This is a genomic window from Geobacter sp., assembly GCA_009684525.1.
Classification (GTDB): Bacteria; Desulfobacterota; Desulfuromonadia; order Geobacterales; family DSM-12255; genus Geoanaerobacter.
Map to the genome: position 1 here is coordinate 89,229 of WKKR01000002.1, position 18,104 is coordinate 107,332.

Annotated in this window: 13 protein-coding genes; 3 read left to right on the plus strand and 10 right to left on the minus strand. The window is 60.4% G+C overall.

What is annotated here, in order from left to right; all coding sequences use genetic code 11:
• Window positions 1-61: 61 nt before the first annotated feature.
• From GJT30_06725 to GJT30_06765, 9 genes are all read right to left on the minus strand, one after another.
• Window positions 62-2,290 (minus strand): HAMP domain-containing protein, encoded by a 2,229-nt coding sequence (locus GJT30_06725; protein ID MSM39298.1) that lies wholly within the window; start codon window positions 2,288-2,290, stop codon window positions 62-64.
• A 411-nt stretch (window positions 2,291-2,701) separates the two neighbouring features.
• On the minus strand, window positions 2,702-5,203 hold the full coding sequence (locus GJT30_06730) for a PAS domain S-box protein (GenBank protein MSM39299.1): 2,502 nt from the start codon (window positions 5,201-5,203) through the stop codon (window positions 2,702-2,704).
• A gap of 251 nt (window positions 5,204-5,454) precedes the next feature.
• Window positions 5,455-6,300 (minus strand): heterodisulfide reductase subunit F, encoded by an 846-nt coding sequence (locus GJT30_06735; GenBank protein ID MSM39300.1) that lies wholly within the window; start codon window positions 6,298-6,300, stop codon window positions 5,455-5,457.
• A gap of 106 nt (window positions 6,301-6,406) precedes the next feature.
• Entirely contained in the window at window positions 6,407-7,411 is a 1,005-nt protein-coding gene (locus GJT30_06740) for a heterodisulfide reductase subunit A (GenBank protein ID MSM39301.1), read from the minus strand.
• Between the two features lie 129 nt (window positions 7,412-7,540).
• The gene (locus tag GJT30_06745) at window positions 7,541-8,488 is read right to left on the minus strand and encodes a Fe-S oxidoreductase (GenBank protein MSM39302.1); all 948 of its coding nucleotides are present in this window, start codon (window positions 8,486-8,488) and stop codon (window positions 7,541-7,543) included.
• Between the two features lie 122 nt (window positions 8,489-8,610).
• Window positions 8,611-9,114 carry a hydrogenase iron-sulfur subunit gene (locus GJT30_06750; protein ID MSM39303.1) on the minus strand — a complete coding sequence of 168 codons (504 nt, stop codon included), beginning with the start codon at window positions 9,112-9,114 and terminating at the stop codon, window positions 8,611-8,613.
• Window positions 9,115-9,285: 171 nt separating this feature from the next.
• The gene (locus tag GJT30_06755; protein ID MSM39304.1) at window positions 9,286-11,283 is read right to left on the minus strand and encodes an FAD-dependent oxidoreductase; all 1,998 of its coding nucleotides are present in this window, start codon (window positions 11,281-11,283) and stop codon (window positions 9,286-9,288) included.
• 94 nt (window positions 11,284-11,377) lie between these two features.
• On the minus strand, window positions 11,378-12,268 hold the full coding sequence (locus GJT30_06760) for a heterodisulfide reductase subunit B (GenBank protein ID MSM39305.1): 891 nt from the start codon (window positions 12,266-12,268) through the stop codon (window positions 11,378-11,380).
• Window positions 12,265-12,849 carry a 4Fe-4S dicluster domain-containing protein gene (locus tag GJT30_06765; GenBank protein MSM39306.1) on the minus strand — a complete coding sequence of 195 codons (585 nt, stop codon included), beginning with the start codon at window positions 12,847-12,849 and terminating at the stop codon, window positions 12,265-12,267. The genes GJT30_06760 and GJT30_06765 overlap by 4 nt, the downstream gene beginning before the upstream one ends.
• Before the next feature lie 432 nt (window positions 12,850-13,281).
• Between GJT30_06765 and GJT30_06770 the strand changes: the two genes are divergently transcribed.
• The 3 genes from GJT30_06770 (at window position 13,282) to GJT30_06780 (ending at window position 17,839) form a co-directional block, all read left to right on the plus strand.
• Window positions 13,282-15,039 carry an ATP-binding cassette domain-containing protein gene (locus tag GJT30_06770; GenBank protein MSM39307.1) on the plus strand — a complete coding sequence of 586 codons (1,758 nt, stop codon included), beginning with the start codon at window positions 13,282-13,284 and terminating at the stop codon, window positions 15,037-15,039.
• On the plus strand, window positions 15,040-16,815 hold the full coding sequence (locus GJT30_06775; GenBank protein ID MSM39308.1) for an ATP-binding cassette domain-containing protein: 1,776 nt from the start codon (window positions 15,040-15,042) through the stop codon (window positions 16,813-16,815).
• Window positions 16,816-17,011: 196 nt separating this feature from the next.
• A complete protein-coding gene (locus tag GJT30_06780; protein MSM39309.1) occupies window positions 17,012-17,839 on the plus strand; it encodes a DnaJ domain-containing protein in 828 nt (275 codons plus the stop codon).
• Between the two features lie 46 nt (window positions 17,840-17,885).
• Here the strand turns inward: GJT30_06780 and GJT30_06785 are convergent, their stop codons facing one another.
• Window positions 17,886-18,101 (minus strand): hypothetical protein, encoded by a 216-nt coding sequence (locus tag GJT30_06785; GenBank protein ID MSM39310.1) that lies wholly within the window; start codon window positions 18,099-18,101, stop codon window positions 17,886-17,888.
• Between the last annotated feature and the right edge of the window lie 3 nt (window positions 18,102-18,104).

An 18,104-nucleotide genomic window follows, 5' to 3' on the forward strand; every position in this document is an offset into this window, starting at 1 on the left:
ACAGACGGTGCAGCCCCATGGACTGACGTGTGCCAGATCGACGGCACAGGGGGCGCCCCTGTCAGGCACACGAACCCCCTGCAACTCCCAGCGTGAAATAGAATACCGCTCCGGCCCCTTCACGGGATTCCGCCCAGATCCTCCCGCCATGCCTTTCCACGATCCGTGCCACCGTGACCAGGCCGATCCCCGTTCCGGGATAGTCCTCCATCCGGTGCAGCCGCTGGAACGGGATAAACAGCTTGTCGATGTAGGCCATATCGAAGCCGACCCCGTTGTCCCGGATGAAGTAGACCGGCGTCTCCTGCTGGAATTCCCTGCCGACCTCGATGCGCGCGTCATCGATCTTCCAGGTGTACTTGACGGCATTCCCCAACAGGTTTTCCAGGCAGATCCTGAGGAGCACCGGGTCGCCTTTGACCGTGAGATCCGGCGTAATGACGAACTGCAGGCGCCGCTCATGCTCTGCACCGCGGAACTCTCCGGCCAGCTGTTCCGCCATGGCGGACAGGTTCACTTGCTGGCAGTGGATCTCGGCGCGGGAAAGCCTGCTCAACATGAGGATGGCATCGATCACCGTCCTGAGCTGCGTGCTCGACCTGGCTATCCGTTCCACGTAGTAGCAGCGGCTCCGGTCCGCCTGCCCTTCGCATTCCTCCAGGAGTGCGGTGCTGAAGCCCTGAATCCGCGCAATCGGGGCACGCAGCTCATGGGAAATAGCATAGCAGAACTCTGCCAGTTCATGGCTGGTTTTTTCCAGCTCCTGCGTACGCTGCAGCACCAGATGCTCCAATTCCTCGTTCAGCCGTTGGATCTCCTGTTCGGCCTGCTTCCGTTCCGTAATGTCGCGGTTCGAGGCCCGGCGGCCGAGATATTCCCCCTCGCTGCCGATGATGGGCCGGCAGACATGCCCGATGCAGCGCGTCTCCCCTTCCCTGGTGACGATGCGGAATTCCAGCTCGTCATGGGCATCGGCAGGAACCGTGGCTGCCAGCGAGTCGGTGTAGTGCTTCATGAAAGAGGCCCTGTCGTCGGGATGAATGATCCGTTCGAGCAGCCGTGCATCTGCCAGCAGCTCCTCCGGGGCGTATCCCGTAAGCCTCTTGCATGCGGGCGATATGTACTTGAAGCTCCCGTCGGGTGCTATCCAGTATTCCCAGCCACTGGTGAAATCCGCCACGGTCCTGAATTTTTCTTCGCTCTGGCGGAATTCGTCAAGGGTCTTTTGCAGCCTCTGCGCCATGCTCCGGAAGCTTTCCATAAGCTGCCCGAATTCATCGGAGCGTTGCGGTAGAAGGCCGATCTTGGAAAAATCCCCGCGGCCGAGCGCCCGTGCATGCCGCGCCAGATCCTCAAGGGGGAGGATCATGCTGGAGGCGGTAAACCAGACCAGGGTAGCGGAAAGCAGGGTCATGAGCAGGGCAAATATGACCATTTCCCTGCCATGGAGCCACGCCTCGCTGAAAAGTAGCTTCTTTGGCGCCTCTATCCTGAGAAACCACGGCGCCCCCTGGCCCGAACGATCTTTCCCCCTGGTGGCAATGAGTGTGATCTGTTCAGGGGTTTCCACGGTCAGGTCGTTTTCCCGCCTGGCATCAATATCTGCCAGGTATCCCTTCAGTTCGGGCCAGCCATCCACCAACCGGTTCACCCCTTTTTCGCCGGTATTCGAATAGAGGAGCAGACCATCGCTACCGATCATCTCCACCTTCAGGGTGGGCATGCCCTCCTGCTGGTAGAAGTCGAATCCCCGCACCAATTCGCTGAGCCGGATGAGCGGCACGCGGGCGATCAGCACTCCCGTCGGCTTCTCCTGCAGATTGAACACCAGCCGGTAAATATGGACCGACCCGACATGCTGGTCGCCGGAAAATTCCACCTCATGGCCGGAAGTCTGCCGCAACGCCTCGTTCATGCACTGGCAGTCCAGCTCTTTTCCGATATCCAGGCCGTCCGAATCCGCTTTGACGACCCCCTCCAGGTCCACTAGGGAGATCCGCTCGTATACCTTGGTAATGTCCCGATATTGGGTAAGCCTCTGGTTCATGTACTCAAGCGACGAGTTGTCGAACCAGACCCGTGCCGTGGCAATGGCCGCAACCTCGACCTGGCGCTCGTCGATAAACCGCTCCATGTCCGAAAGCGCCCGGACGGCATTTCCCTGGAGCTGCGCCATGGCGTGACGCTGTTCGTTCTGCGTGGTTGTCTGGTAATAATATACGATGATGGAGATGGTCGTAAGGATAAAGAAGAGCAGGAATGCGGCGAGAATACGGAGACGAAAGGTCATGTTCCGCCTCCGGGAAAGGCGCGAACCGGCAATACATAAAGGCTAGCGCCGGTCACTGCCGTGCTGCCAAAATCTCCCTCTGTCTGTGGTAACCGCAGCAGCATCCGTCCCGATCCATGGCGCGAACGGAGCCCCCTGCTGTCGGTCAAGGCGTCAGTATTCCTTCCCGGCATTGCAGAGCAAACCTGACCGGCAGAGTGTCCTGTGATGATCAGCCGGAACATGTCCCCCTCCGTGGGTATGGACCATGACATTCAACTGACATAGACTAAAGATTTATATTTTTTAATTATACACCATTCGGCAGGTTATGCAATTGTTCTATGCCTGCCGATGCCCGAGTCCGGGCAGGCTGAGGATGGTATCGTAACAGAGAAGGCCGGGGCAATGGGTGTGACGGGGCTCGGAAGATCAACCGAGGGTGAAGTAGAAGGTTGCACCCTCGTCGGGGGTGCCAACGGCCCAGATCCGGCCGTTATGCCGCTCGACGATGCGCTGTACCGTGGCCAGGCCAATGCCGGTGCCCAGGAATTCGTCCGGCCCGTGCAGCCGGGAGAACGGCTTGAACAGCTTGTCGGCATACGCCATGTCGAAACCTGCCCCATTGTCGCGAACAAAGAAGGCGGTTACTCCGTCGTCGGACGTCCTGCCGAATTCGATGACACTCAGTTCCTTGCGGGAACTGTATTTCATGGCATTGCCCAGGAGATTTCCCAGACAGATCGCCAGCAGTTGCTCGTCACCCTGCGCCGTCAAACCCGGCTCGATCAGGAACTGCACCTTGCGGCCCGGTTCGGAGAGCATAATGTTGTGCATGATGTCCTCTGCCAGTGCAGAGATGTCGATCTCCTCCCGGACGATTTCCGTCCTGGACAACCGGGATAGAAGGAGAATCGCGTCGATAACCTGCCTGAGCTGCTGCCCGGCAATATTGATCCGTTCGGCATAGAACAGCTTGAAGCCATCCGCCTCATCGGTGCACTCGTCCTTCAAGACTTCGCAGAACCCCTGCAGCCGGGCTATCGGGGCGCGAAGCTCATGTGATATGGCATAACAGAACCCTTCGAGCTCCCGGTTGGTGTAATCCAGGGCAGCACTCCGCTCCGACACGATCAGCTCAAGCTCCTCGTTGAGCCTGCGCACCTCGTCCTCGGCCTTGTAGCGTTCTGAAATATCAATGAGCATGCCGCGCACACCGGTCACCTCCCCTTCGTGAGTCACCGGCGATGCATAGACGATAACCGGGAAGGTGCTCCCGTCCTTGCGCCGGGCCAGATATTCACGGCCGGTCTCCATGCCGGAATTACCACCAAGGATAAACCTGAAAATTTCCCGTGCGCGCTCACGGTCCCCGGAGGCGAGCATATCGAAGGTCCAGAGCCCTTGGTAAAGCTCTTCTTCTGAAAACCCGAACAGCTCCAGTGCGTGGCGGTTGACAAAAGTGAGCCTCCCTTCCCTGTCGGTCTCAAAGACCGTCTGGGGGAGAAACTCGGCAAATTCCCGGTAGGTCCGCTCACTCTCCTCCAGATCGTGGGTCCGTTCGGCAACACGGGACTCCAGGGTAGCCTTTGCCTCCTCAAGACCGGCAAGATAGCTGCGCAGGCTCTCAGCCATCTGCGAGATATTGCCCAACAGCACTTCCAGCTCGTGGAATGCCACCCGCGGCCATGTCAGTACCTCATGGGCAATGATCTTCTGGGGCAGTGCCGTGGTGAGTTCCGCAACATCCATGAGCGGTCGTGAAAGCGCCCTGCTCAGCACCTGCGAGATGGCGCCGGCAAAGATCACCAGCAGGAGCATCATCAGGAATCTGCTGATCACTTCATTCCGAATGGCCACGAAGAGCGGGGCAAGGGGCGCTTCTATCAGGATCGACCAGTCCGTCCCGTTCTCCAGGGGTGCCTCTTTCAGGTAGATAGACTTCTGAAACCGCGCAAAGGCGCTCTCCCCGAGCATGGCCCTTGGCGTGACCAGATTGACCCCATGCGGAAGGAGTGCAATCTCCCGATCTTTTTTCGGATCGTATCGTTCTCCCCGTGTTCTCCCCCCTGCGGTGGAAAGGACAACGTTTGCCCGCCCATCCACGACCGTGATCAGCACACCCCGTTTCGCGGCATAGCTGGACAGCTTGCTGTCGAGAAACCCCAGGCCCATGGCTGCCGCAACCTGGCTTGTGACCGTTCCCCCCTCCCGCACCCCCTTCCGTTGCTCAGCAATCCGTTCGTCAACCATGTCCCGCACCGTTTCGGCATAATGGTTCATGCGAAGCAGCGTTTCCGTTTCCTTGGCACTGATGTCGTAGCGGGTATCGATGGCCATGAAGCAGAGTGCGGGAATCAGGAGGAGGGAGAGTATCACGATGAACAGAAAGCTGCGAAGATACGTCGCCGTGCCGGTTGCCGTCCCCTTCAGCGTCGAACGGACCCGGAAGAAGGCAAGGATGACGGCTGCCAGGAGGGCATTGAAGATGCCGTTGACTGCCTGCTTGGAAACAATGAACGCCACCTGTTCCAGCGACATCTGGAGCATGCTGCGGTAGAGGAGCCACGAAAGCGGTATCCCGGCAACGAACCAGAAGAGTGTGTCGGCAATGACGAGGTCCTTGCCGCGGCGCTGGTGCAGCCACCCCACTGTCAGCGCCTCGCAGGAAAAGACGACCAGAGCCCAGGGATGGTGCCAGTGCATGACCGTAAAGGAGGCGGAAATCATGCCGGCAATGAGGCCCGGCACCATGCCGAACCATCCGACTGCCAGCATGACAAAGATCGAGCCGAAGAGAAAATCTATCCCATGGTACAGTTCAAGGTTGAACCCGTTTGCCGCAAAACCGAGCAGTCCGAACAGCACCCCCAGCACGCAGCCCTTGAGCCTCACCTCTCCGGTCCCGTTCATACCTCGATGTGCCGTTTCCATGGAATGTGCCCTATGTTTTGCTCTGCCGACATTCCCTCAGCAAAATAGTAACATAGAAGACGCTAATGACAAATGGTGCCGATGGAATCTCCTTGCCTGCAGGGTAAGCGCAGCCTGTCACGGTCCGTACCGTGAAAAGGGGCGAGATCGGGGTGGTGATCGGATAAGAGGAAAAGAAGACTGGTGCAGGGTGGGAAGATATGTGGCAGGCACGGAGGCCCCGGGGTGGCACGATCACCGGGGCCTCCGGCTCAGAACTCCTGGGGCATGGCCTTGACCTGGGCGGCGGTGAAGACCGGGCCGTCCTTGCAGACATAGACATTGCCGACATTGCAGCGGCCGCACTTGCCCAGACCGCACTTCATGCGGTTTTCCAGGGTGGTATAGATCTGTTCGTCGGAAAAGCCGAGCTTCTCAAGGACCGGCAGGGTGAACTTGATCATGATCGGCGGGCCGCAGACCAGGGCGATGGTGTTAGCCGCGCTGGGGGCAGCCTCTTCCAGGATGGTCGGGACGAAGCCGACCCTGCCGTCCCAGGCCGGACCGTTGCCGCCGGGATCGACGGTCTTGACGAGCCTGACGTCCGGCCGTGCCTCCCATTCCTTCAGTTCATGCTTGTAGACCAGATCATCCTCGGAGCGGGCACCATAGACAATGGTGATCTCGCCGAACCGCTCCCGCAGGTCGAGGCAGTTCCAGATCAGGGTCCGGAGCGGCGGCAGGGCAATCCCCCCGGCGACAAAGACCAGGTTTTTCCCCTCGAACTGCTCGATGGGAAAGGAGTTGCCATAGGGGCCGCGCACACCGATGGCATCTCCCACCTCCAGACGGCGCAGGGCATCGGTTACCCTGCCAACGGCACGGAAGCAGCACTCGATGTACCCTTTCCGCGTGGGGGAAGAGGCGATGCAGAAGGTCGACTCGCCATAACCGAAAGCCGAATACTCGGCAAACTGGCCGGCCCGGAAAGAGAAGCTGTTCCGCAGCTCTTCATCCTGGAACACCAGGCGGAAGGAGCGGATATCCGGGGTCTCGTCGCGGATCGCCTCGATGGTGGCGAGATGGGGCTTGTAGATGTTCTTGCTGTGATCGCACATGGTGACAACCTTTAGAACCCACCACGGAGTCACGGAGACACGGAGTTGTCAGCAGTCAGGTTACGATGTTGCTTTTCTCCGTGCCCCCGTGTCTCCGTGGTAGATGTTATTGTTTTTGTATCTCGTCCAGGATCGCGGCGATGTCGATGCCGACCGGGCAGGCCCGGATGCAGCGGCCGCAACCGGTGCAGAGTGTCTGGCCGAACTTGTCGTCGTAATACTTGAACTTGTGCATGATCCGGTTCCGGTAGCGCTCGGGCTGTGCGTCGCGGGGGTTGTGGCCGGAGGCATGGTTGGTGAACTTGCCGAAGGCGCAGGCATCCCAGTGCTTGCGGCGATGCCCCTCCTTCTCCGTCCCCTCGTCGTTGATATCGAAGCAGTGGCAGGCCGGGCAGAGGAATGCACAGGCGCCGCAGCCGGCACACCGCTCGGAGATGCCGACCCAGAAGGGCGATTCGAAGTGATTGTCGAGCCACGCCTTGATCCGCTTCAGATCGAACTGACCCGCTGCGGGCTCGGCCAGCGGCTGCGGCGTAGCCGAGGGGGTATCGGCAAAGAGCTGCGAATGTTGGTCGACCAGCGCCTCACCCTTGTCAGTCACTACCTGGCAGACATACCCCCCACCTGCCAGCGGGGTAAGGAAGAGGTCGCTCCCCCTGGTCTCTGCCGGGGAGAGCCCGACAGCGGTACAGAAGCAGGCGTCATCGCACTTCGTGCAGGCAACGCCGATGACCGTGGTCTTTTTCCGTCGCTCCAGGAAGAACTCGTCCCGGTAGTCCCAGGAGAAGACCGCATCCAGCACCGGAGCCGCCGCGGCATCGCAGGGGCGGGCACCCACCAGCACGGTCTCGGGAAAGGTGCAGACGTCCACATCCGTCACCGTCGTCCCCTGCTCGGTGCGCTGGAAGGAAAGGATGTTCTCGCAGACCGGGAAGAAGACTTCCTTGGCGGAACGCCGGGGCATCTCCGCCAGGGAGAGTTCCACCCCCGCGGAAAGAGGCTCGTAGACGGTCATGGTGCCGGCCCGCTTCGGACCGACCACCCGGGTGCCATCCTGCACCAGCGCATCAATGAGACTGTTGAGATTCTGTTCAGTTATGGTTTTTGGCATAAGGAACCTTTTATTTCACCACTAAGGCACTAAAGACACTAAGAACTTCCAATCGTGTTGGCATACACCCAAACCAGGGGCTTTGATCTTACTTAGTGCCCTTAGAGTCTTCGTGGTAATAAAGACTTATTACTTTATGAAGCTTTCGTCGTCGTCTTCCTTGTACTCGGTCAGCGGCCCCTTTTCCTGCGGGGTCAGGCCAGCCTCGTAGTCGTACAGCTCCTTCAGCTCCTTTGCCATCTTCCGGTTGAGGAGGTTGAGCGGGATATCCATGGGGCAGACCCGCTCGCACTCAGCGCAACCGCCACAACGGCCGGCCAGGTGCATGGCACGGACGATATGCCAGGCCGTGTTGCCGGCGGGCCGGGGAGTGGTCTCCACCGACTGGGGCCGGTTCCGGTCACAGAGACACTGCTCGCAGAAGCAGAAGGGGCAGACCTGCCGGCAGGCAAGACACCTGATACAGCGGGAAAAATGTTCCTTCCAGAAGGCCCAGCGCTCCTGCGGCGTCATCGCCTCCAGCCTTGCCAGCTCCTGCGCTTCAAGGGGCTCAAGCTTCTGCAGTGCAGGGAGCGTCCCTGCAACCGCATCGGCACCTGTCGGCTCATGAACCGTGCACTCCCGGCATTTGCGGGCAATGGTCGCATCGCACAGCGGCTGGCTCCGGTCGGCATGGGCGCCGTAAACCCCGGCGCAGGCGATGCCGATGATGTAAACGTCCTCCCGCTTCAGCTGGCTTTCTCCCATGAGCCCGGCCAGGGCACGCAAGTCGCACCCCTTGGCAACGATGGCCAGCTTTCCCTTGGAGCTAACCTCTTTCTTCGCCTTGGTAAAGTAGAGAGCCAGGTTGTTGACGCAGGCAGGGGAGAAGATGAGCTGCCGAGCCTCATCAGGAGTGGCTGCCACGACCGGCATGGCAGTCCCCGTGCGCCGGCCGGCAATGTAGCCGACCACACCGGCCACTGCCCCCTGTTCCAGGAGCCGAACCGCCTCCTGCTGAATCGCCTGGCTGACCGAGGACCAGTAGCCCTCATCGACCAGTACGGCGGAATCATGTTTTCGTGCGGTTTTGTTCATAATTCTCGTAACCGTTCTCACCACTAAGGCATTAAGTACACGAAGAAAATCCTAAAACTGTTTATCTGTTTTGCCTTCCTTAGTGCTCTTAGTGTCTTAGTGGTGAATTGAATGGGTATTGTTCAGATCGCCTGGTACGCCTCTTTGAGTTCCGGAGTGGTAAGGGTCGAACCGGACCACTGCTCCGCCAGTTCCAGTTCCCGGAATTCCGTGAGCGGCCCCAACTGGCGCACCCGCTCTGTCAGCTCGGTGACCATCTCCACCCACTTCCCCCCCTCGGCAGCAGAGACCCAGGAGAACTGGAGGCGGGAGAGATCAACACCGACGAACTCCAGGAGCTTGCGGAAAGCGGCAAAACGCCTGCGGGCGTGGAAGTTGCCGGCCATATAGTGGCAGTCGCCCGGATGGCAGCCGGAGACCAGCACCCCGTCGGCCCCCTTCTGGAAAGCCCGGAGGATGAAGACCGGGTCGATCCGGCCAGTGCAGGGGAACTTCACCACCCGGACATTGGGGGGGTACTGCATCCTGCTGGTGCCGGCAAGATCGGCACCGGCATAGGTGCACCAGGTGCAGACCAGGGCGACGATCTTCGGTTCGAAGTCATGTTTCACTTTGTCAACATGCATAGTTCAATAACCTTTCACCACGGAGACACGGAGGCACGGAGAGACGCGGGAGAAGAACCAGGTTTGGGGAAAATAACGGCGCACGTTTTTCTGAACCGGAAAAACATGCATCTTTCCATTATGTCCCAGTTGTTGACTTTCTCCGTGTCTCCGTGCCCCCGTGGTGGGTTGTCATAAAGCCTCGATCATGGCCATGATCTGCTCGTCCGTATAGCCGTCCAGCTCGACGCTCTTCGACGGGCAGGTGGCCTGGCAGGTGCCGCAGCCGCCGCAGACGCCGGGATTGACATAGGCGACCACCTTGATCAGGTTGCCGCTGCGGTCGCGGATCTCCTTCTCCTCCACCGCACCGTAGGGGCAGACCTTCCGGCAAGCGAGGCAGCCAACACAGAAGCGCTCATTGACCTTGGCGACGATCGGTTCCCGCTCCAGTTCGTTTCTGGAGAACAGGGTCATGACCTTGGCAGCGGCAGCAGAGGCCTGGGCAACGGTGTCAGGGATGTCTTTCGGCCCTTGGCAGGCGCCGGCCAGGTAGATCCCGGCAGTAGCGCATTCCACCGGCCTTAGCTTGGCGTGGGCCTCAGAGTAGAAGTGGTACTTGTCGTACGAGATACCGAGCTTCTGCGCCAGGGTGTCGGCTCCTTCCCTCGGCTGAACGGCAGTGGCGAGCACCACCAGATCGGCCTCGATCTCCACCTGGACGCCGACATGCACGTCACTCCCCATCACCACGATCTTATCACCCTTCTGGTAGAGCCGGCTGACCATACCACGGATGTAGACCGCTTCCTCCTCTTCGATGGAGCGGCGCCAGAACTCGTCGTATCCCTTGCCGGGGGTGCGGGCGTCCATGAAGAAGACATACGCCTGGCCGTCGTGGACCTTGTGCTTGTAGAGCATGGTATGCTTGGCGGTGTACATGCAGCAGATCTTGGAGCAGTAGGAGATCCCCTTTTCACGGGCACGGGAACCGACGCACTGGACGAAGACCACGGATTTGGGCTCGGTACCGTCGGACGGACGCTGAATCTTGCCGCCGGTGGGCCCGGAGGCGGATGCCAGCCGCTCGAAGGTGAGCCCGTCGATGACGTCGGGGATGGTGCCGTAGCCGAATTCGCCGTAGCCTTCGATGGGTGAACCGGCAGGCTTGGGACCGATGTCGTAGAGCTGGAAGCCGGTGGCAACGACCACGGCCCCCACCTGTTCGACTACGATCTCGTCTTCCTGGGTGTAATCGACGGCGCCGGGTCCGCAGACCTTCTGGCAAACCCCGCACTTACCGGTTTTGAAGTAGGTACAGTTTTCGCGATCGATCACCGGGGTGTTGGGGACTGCCTGGGGGAACGGGACGTAGATGGCAGGCCTGAAGCCCAGGTTCTTGTCGAAACTGTTGGGAATCTTCTTCTGCGGACACTTGGCCATGCAGATCCCGCAGCCGGTGCATTTGGCCATGTCGACGCTTCTGGCCTTCTTTCTGACCTTGACCTGGAAGTTGCCGATGTAGCCGTCCACCGCCTCTATTTCTGCGTAGGTATGGAGGGTGATGTTGGGATGGTTGACCACGTCGACCATCTTGGGAGTCATGATGCACTGGGAGCAGTCCAGGGTCGGGAAGGTCTCGGAGAGCTGAGCCATATGCCCGCCGATGGAAGGCTCCCGCTCGACGAGCACGACCTGGTGGCCGGAATCGGCAATGTCCAGGGCAGTCTGGATGCCGGCGATGCCACCACCAATGACGAGGGCCTTTTTGGTCACCGGCACGGTGATCGGCTGGAGTTTCTTGTTCCTCTTCACCCGCTCGACCATCATGCCGACGATGTCAATGGCCTTGGCAGTCGCCTCGTCCCGGTCTTCGTGGACCCAGGAGCAGTGCTCGCGGATGTTGGCCATCTCGCAGAGGAAGGGGTTCACGCCTGCGGCTTTTGCCGCGTTGCGGAAGGTCTTCTCGTGCATCCGGGGGCTGCAGGCGGCAACGACGATCCCCTCCAGCTTGTGCTCGGCTACTGCTTTCTTGAGCAGGTTCTGGCCGGGATCGGAGCACATGTACTTGTAGTCGCAGGTGTAGGCAACGCCGAACAGCCTGCCGACCTCGGCCGCGACCTTTTCCACGTCGACGGTGCGGGAGATGTTCTCGCCGCAATGACAGACAAAGACACCGATTCTGGACATCTAAAGCCTCATTTAAATCCACCACGGAGACTGAGACACGGAGAAAACCTGAAAAGAAGCCCCGGTTTTGATCTGCTCCGTGCCTCCGTGGTCGTTATAATAGATTTTTCGCTTTCAGCAGCGGCTCAGGGCTGACCATCATGCTGCCGAAGCCGAGCTTGCCCGTGGCTACGCCGGCGGCAAGGGCCAGCAGTTGTGTCATGTAGAAAACCGGCATGCCGTAACGATTGCCGGTCGCCTCCTCAATCTCTCTCTGCCGGATATCGAGATTGCCGTGGCACAGGGGACAGGCGACCATGACGCAGTCGGCACCGGCCCGCTTGGCAGAGGCGAGGACCTCACCGGAAAGCTTCAGAACCACACCCGGACGGGAGAGGGTAAAGTTGGCGCCGCAGCATTCCATCCGGTGGCTCCAGGATACCGTCTCCGCCCCGGTCGCGCCAATGACCCGCTCCATGATGCTGGGGGCCTCGCAGTCGTCCAGCTCAGGGACATCGGGTGGGCGGGTCAGGAGGCACCCGTAGTAGCAGGCGACCTTAAGCCCCGAAAGCGGCTTCTGCACCGCAGCGGCGAGCCGGTCGAGGCCGAAGTCGGTGGCCAGTATCTCCAGAAGGTGCTTGACCGGCTTGTCCAGGGCAAGCGGGGCATCGAGGGCATAGGCCACCTGCTGCCGTTTCTCCTCGTTTTCCGCCAGCCGATGCTGAGTCACCTTAAGCCGGGAAAAACAGGCGGCACACGCAACGGCCAAGTCACCGTCCACCTTATTCGACAGCTCCAGGTTCTTGGCACACAGCGACAGCGACAACAGTTCGTCCACGTTGTGGGCCGGGGTGGCACCGCAACAGAGCCAGTCGGGTACTTCGTGCAGCCCGATCTTCAACGCCTTGAACAGGCCCCGGGTCGATTCGTCATATTCCTTGGCCGAGGCGTGCAGGGAACAGCCTGGGTAATAGGAATAGTTGAGGATGTTTTTTGCCGGTGTCATGTTGCCTCACCCTTTCGCCGCAGCTCCTCGATTCTGCTGAAGATCCGTTCGATCTCGCCAATATTCCGGTTCTTTTTGTGGAAGACCTTCAGTTTACCTTTGGTGAAGAGCGAGGGGCCGAGCATGAAGTCTTTCAGAAGCTTGCCGCTCTTCAGGTTGAAGACAGCGGCCAGGCGCATCTCGTACTGGCGACCGTAGGTGCGGATGTTGTCGATGAAGAGCCGGTTGGCCAGCTGCACCAGGCTCTCCTTGGACGGACCTTGGGCATCCCAGGAAAGCTTCCTGAGCGCATCCATGATCGCCGCCAGGTCGACCTTGTTGGGACAGCGGGTGGTGCAGGTTTCGCAGGAGGCGCAATACCAGATGGAACGGCCCGCCAGCACCCGCTCGTACTGCCCCAGCTGCAGCAGCCGGACGATACGGTTGGGGGGGTGTTCCATGAAAGAGCGCATGGGGCAGCCGGCCGAGCATTTGCCGCACTGGAAACAGCGCCGCACCGAACTGCCCGAGAGCTGCTCCACCTTCTTCACAAAGCCGAGATTCATGGTTTCGGCTGAGAGGGTCATCTTGGAATGCTTCATAGTGACTCCTTTTCCACATCTGTGCGAAAAGAGGGGGATTTTCGGAAAACCCGATACCGCATCACAGGGGAAGGGGAAGAGCTGAAAGCTTGGCGAGGTTTTTTAGTCGCACTAAACTATTAAAAGAGAATAACGTTGTATCTCGTTCATATCGGCTAAAGTTTTTACTATCAATAAAAAATCGATACCATATGCCACACGCCTTTGTCAATCAATAAGTTGCACGGTATACACAACTCTAGAACGGGCGACCTGCAGCATCCAGCACTATACTCCAATCCCGGAATGTCTGCAACCGGCATTGAGCCTTTTTGCGAACAATTACGGCATTTCCAGCGGCATTCTTGATCGCGACCATGCAGGTATGGGGCAAACGCTTTGACAGCCCGGAAAAAACAGGGTACAACTTGAATCGTTCACGCAGGTCATCCTATCCGGACGGGGAGCCCCATCAGCGAGCTGTCACGATTATACCGCTATGCAGGCGAGAACCGGCGGAGCTATCTCCTCGGCGCTCTCTTCCTGGCAGGGACCAACGGATTCGCCCTTCTGATCCCCTGGCTCCTGAAGCTGGCCATCGAAAGCCTGCAGGCACCCGGAAAAGCCGCCCATTCACCCTCCTGGTACGGCGGAATGATCATCGGTGCCGCCCTCCTGCACGGTTTCATCCGCATCTTCTCCCGCACCACCCTGCTCCATGCGGCCCGTCGCATCGAATATCGGATCAGGGACGACCTCTACGCCAAACTGCTCACCCTTGACCAGCCCTTTTTCACCGGCGGGCGGACCGGCGACCTGATGTCCCGCTTCACCAACGACCTGACCAACGTCAGGATGCTGGTCGGTTTCGGGGTGCAGAACATCATCAACACCGCCATTCTCTACGTTGCTGCCCTTACCCTGCTGATCAGCATCAGCCCTTCCCTGACGCTCTATGCCGTTCTCCCCTTCCCTGCCATGATCTTCGTGGTGAAGCGCCTGAGCGCCTCCATGTTCCGCCGCTCCAAACGGGCCCAGGAAGAGCTGGCACGCCTCACCAGCGCCGTGGAGGAGAATGTCTCCGCGGCAGCCGTGATCAAGGCCTACTGTCGGGAAGAGGCAGCCATCTCCTCCTTCCGGGAAACGAGCGGGCGCTACATGGAGAGCAACATGCGGATCGCCCAGCTGCGCGGGTTCATGATCCCGGTCATGGCCGCAACCGGTGCGCTCGGGACCCTCATCGTCCTTCTGGTCGGCGGCGAACGGGTGGTCGGCGGCACCCTCACCCTGGGGGATTTCGTCGCCTTCAACGGCTATCTCGCCATGCTGATCTGGCCAACCATCGTCTTCGGCTGGATCCTCAACCTGGCCCAGCGCGGTGCCGCCTCCATGTCCCGGCTGAACGCCATCCTGGCCGCCGAACCGGTGGTAACCGAACCGGAACGGGCAACTCCCGTGCCGGTTCTCCGCGGCGAGATCACACTGCGCAACCTCTCCTTCTCCTATGGCGGCGAACCGCTCCTTGCCGGGATCGGGCTGCAGATACCGGCCGGCTCGCGGCTCGGCATCGTCGGGCCGATCGGCTCCGGCAAATCGACCCTGGTGAAGCTCATCGCCCGGCTCTACCCCGTTGCCGACGGCATGCTGTTCATCGACGGCATCGACATCAACACCCTCCCCCTTGCCGGCCTGCGCAGCGCCATCGGCTATGTCCCCCAGGAGAGCTTCCTCTTCTCCCGCACCATCCGGGACAACATCGCCTTCAGCAGCGCAGGCGCCACCCAGGAGGAGATCGAGGCGGCAGCCGGGCTGGCCAGCCTGTCGGGCGACGTCTCCCGGTTTCCCGGCGGCTATGACACCATGGTCGGTGAACGGGGGATCACCCTCTCCGGGGGGCAGAAACAGCGCACCGCCATTGCCAGGGCAATCCTCAACGACCCGGCCATCCTGATCCTGGACGACCCGCTGTCGGCAGTGGACGCCCGCACCGAAGAGGAGATCCTCACCGGCCTTTCAGGCTACTACGGCCAGCGGACGGTCATCATCGTCTCCCACCGGCTCTCGGCCCTGCGCGACTGCGACCGGATCATCGTCCTGGAGCAGGGCCGGATTGCCGAACAGGGGAGCCACGAAGAGCTCCTGGGGCTCAATGGCCGCTACGCCGCGATCCACCGCGAGCAGCAACTCCGCCAGGAAATCGAAGGGTACTGAATGCACCACGGCGGGATATACGAAGACGAAATAGTCGGCAAGGCCTATGACCGTGCGCTGATGGCGCGGTTCTTCCGCTACCTGGCGCCCTATCGTCTGCTGGTTGCGGCAGCGCTCACCGTACTGCCGCTGACCATCGTCGCCAAGCTGGCCCAGCCCTACCTGATCAAGCTGGCCATCGACAATCACATCATGACCGGCCAACTGGCCGGCCTGCCCAGGCTGGCAGCGCTCTTCCTGCTGCTCATCATGGCCGAATCCCTTCTCTCCTTCCTGGAGGTCTGGCTTCTCCAGTACCTGGGACAGCGGCTCATGCAGGACATCCGTATCGAGCTCTTTTCCCACGTGCAGCGGCTTTCGCCAGCCTTTTTCGACAAGACCCCCACCGGCAGCCTGGTGACGAGGCTGACCAGCGACGTTGAGGTGCTGGGAGAGATGTTTGCCGCAGGCATCATCACCGTGGTGGGGGACCTGCTCCTCCTGGTAGGGATCGTCGCAGTGATGCTCTGGATGAATCTTCAGCTCTCCCTGGTCACCTTTTCGGTGCTGCCGTTCCTGATCTGGATCGCCTTCACCTTCCGCCGCCGGATGCGGGCAGCGTTCCGACAGGTCAGGGCCAGGCTCGCCAGCCTCAACACCTTTCTCAACGAGAGCATCTCCGGCATGTCGCTGATCCAGCTCTCCAACCGCCAGGCAGCAGAGCACGAGGAATTCCGCCGTCTGAACGCCTCCTACCGGGATGCCAACCTGCCGGTGATCACCTGGGATGCTGCCCTCTATGCCGGGGTCGAGGCGCTCTCTTCCGTTGCAGTCGGGCTTCTCATCTGGTACGGCGGCAGCGAGATCCTCGGCGGCACCCTCACCTTCGGTGCCCTGGTCGCTTTTATCCAGTACATCGAGAAGTTTTTTTCGCCAATCCGCGACCTGTCGGCCAAGTATTCGGTGATGCAGGGCGCCATGGCCGCACTGGAGCGGCTGTTCAACCTCCTTGACACCCGCGATACCCTCCCCGAACCGGACGAGGCACACCGCACCATCCCGCCCCGACCGGCGGCCGTCATCGATTTCCGGGATGTCTGGTTTGCCTACCAGGGGGATGATCATGTGCTGAAGGGGTTCAACCTGACCTTGCGGCAAGGCGAAAAGGTGGCGTTGGTCGGTGAAACCGGGGGGGGGAAGACCACGGTGACCCGCCTCCTCTCCCGGCTCTACGATGTGAATCGCGGCGGGATAACCCTGGACGGCATCGATCTGCGGGACATCCCGCTCAACGAACTGCGGCGCAGGACCGGCGTGGTGCTCCAGGATCCCTACCTGTTCACCGGCACCGTCGAGGAGAACATCTGCCTGGGTGATGAGGCCGCGCGCCAGCGCGTCCGGCAGGCTGCTGCAGCCGTGGGTGCCGACCGTATCATCGACCGGCTCCCCCATGGCTACCAGGAAGAGGTCAGGGAGCGGGGCGCAAACCTCTCGGCCGGCGAACGGCAGCTGATCTCTTTTGCCCGGGCCGTTGCCTTCAACCCCGAGGTGCTGGTTCTGGACGAGGCAACCGCCAGCGTCGATACGGCCAGCGAGCGGCTGATCCAGGAGGGGCTCAAGGGGCTGATGGCGGGCCGCACCACCCTGGTCGTTGCGCACCGGCTCTCCACCATCCGCGATGCCGATCGGATCGTAGTGATTCACCGGGGTGAAAAGGTGGAGGAAGGGACTCACGACCGCCTGATGGCGGACCGGGGCATCTACTACCGGCTCTACCAGCTGCAATTCAAGGACTGACGCTCCATTGCACACACTTTCTTGACCTGCTGCATGGAGACGGGTATCCTGTTATCCATATTTTCATGAGATTAACGTAGCACGCAAACGGTCGGCCTTTCCTGGCCGATGCGCTGCCTGGGTGGCACATCACGGCACCCTCGACCGCGGCCCCGGTATCACTGCAGATTTATCGACCGTCTAAGGATTGGAACGCATGAACGGCATATCCAGCGCCAATGCATCACCACAGTTGTTAGACGCCTGCAGGGTGCTGTTCCCCGACGTCCTTATCCAACCGGTCTTTCTTGACCAGTTGCATGCCCAGCAGCTGAAAAGCACCTATCGTTCACTTGCCAAGGAATACCACCCCGACTCCTGCGTCGGCCTGCCCGATACCACGCGACAGGCCGACCAGTTCCGCCGGGTGACGTCCGCCTACGAGCTGCTGACCGGCTACATACGGAAACGTGACACTCTCTCCCTGCAGCAGGCCTTCTGGTCCAAGGCGAGGCACCCCGCACCAGCTTCACCATTCCAGAGACCCCATGTGCACGGTACTTCCAGGCCGTTCAGACCGCGCTACTCCTCAGGCAAGCCGGCCCGCAACCCCGAAGAGCATTACTACGACGGACCTCTTCCCACCTTCCCCCTGAAGATCGGGCTCTATCTCTACTACCGGTCAGCCGTTTCCTATCAGGCCGTGGTCAAGGCCATCATCTGGCAGCGCGACATGCGCCCCCCCTTTGGCGAGCTGGCTGCTGCCTGGGGGTGGCTCGATCCCTATTTCGTCTCGGTCATCCGCTCCGCAACTGAGATCCCCGGCACCTTTGGCGAGCGGGCCGTCAAGCTCGGGCTGCTCAGCGAGGCCCAGGTCAGGGTCATCCTGACCCACCAGAAGATGCTGCAGCTCCCTGTCGGCAGGTATTTCGTCGACCGCGGACTGCTCAGGGAATACGAGCTGCGGACCTATCTCCACGAACAGAACCTGCACAACCGCGCCGTTGCGCGCACCGAGCCCTGCACCGAAAACCGGGAGAAGTGATTCTGCCGCCGGCTACCGGTATTCTCCCCGAACACGCCGGATCTCGCTAATAGCTGACTATCACCTCATACCCTTCCTTCTTGTACGACTCGACGCAGGTTTTCATTTGCGCGGCTGAACCGGTGTCGATCCCGGTTTCTCCCGGACATTCCACGGTCTTGTTGGTGACGGGATGGCGGAGCAGTACAAAGTTTCTGGTGCTGGCGCACCCCGCACTGCCTGCAACGACCATTGCCAGACAGAGCATCAGTATGTATCGCATGGT

Coding starts and splice junctions, on each gene's coding strand:
- GJT30_06725 (MSM39298.1), bottom strand. CDS start 2,290: ATGACCTTTCGTCTCCGTATTCTCGCCGCATTCCTGCTCTTCTTTATC.
- GJT30_06730 (MSM39299.1), bottom strand. CDS start 5,203: ATGGAAACGGCACATCGAGGTATGAACGGGACCGGAGAGGTGAGGCTC.
- GJT30_06735 (MSM39300.1), bottom strand. CDS start 6,300: ATGTGCGATCACAGCAAGAACATCTACAAGCCCCATCTCGCCACCATC.
- GJT30_06740 (MSM39301.1), bottom strand. CDS start 7,411: ATGCCAAAAACCATAACTGAACAGAATCTCAACAGTCTCATTGATGCG.
- GJT30_06745 (MSM39302.1), bottom strand. CDS start 8,488: ATGAACAAAACCGCACGAAAACATGATTCCGCCGTACTGGTCGATGAG.
- GJT30_06750 (MSM39303.1), bottom strand. CDS start 9,114: ATGCATGTTGACAAAGTGAAACATGACTTCGAACCGAAGATCGTCGCC.
- GJT30_06755 (MSM39304.1), bottom strand. CDS start 11,283: ATGTCCAGAATCGGTGTCTTTGTCTGTCATTGCGGCGAGAACATCTCC.
- GJT30_06760 (MSM39305.1), bottom strand. CDS start 12,268: ATGACACCGGCAAAAAACATCCTCAACTATTCCTATTACCCAGGCTGT.
- GJT30_06765 (MSM39306.1), bottom strand. CDS start 12,849: ATGAAGCATTCCAAGATGACCCTCTCAGCCGAAACCATGAATCTCGGC.
- GJT30_06775 (MSM39308.1), top strand. CDS start 15,040: ATGCACCACGGCGGGATATACGAAGACGAAATAGTCGGCAAGGCCTAT.
- GJT30_06780 (MSM39309.1), top strand. CDS start 17,012: ATGAACGGCATATCCAGCGCCAATGCATCACCACAGTTGTTAGACGCC.
- GJT30_06785 (MSM39310.1), bottom strand. CDS start 18,101: ATGCGATACATACTGATGCTCTGTCTGGCAATGGTCGTTGCAGGCAGT.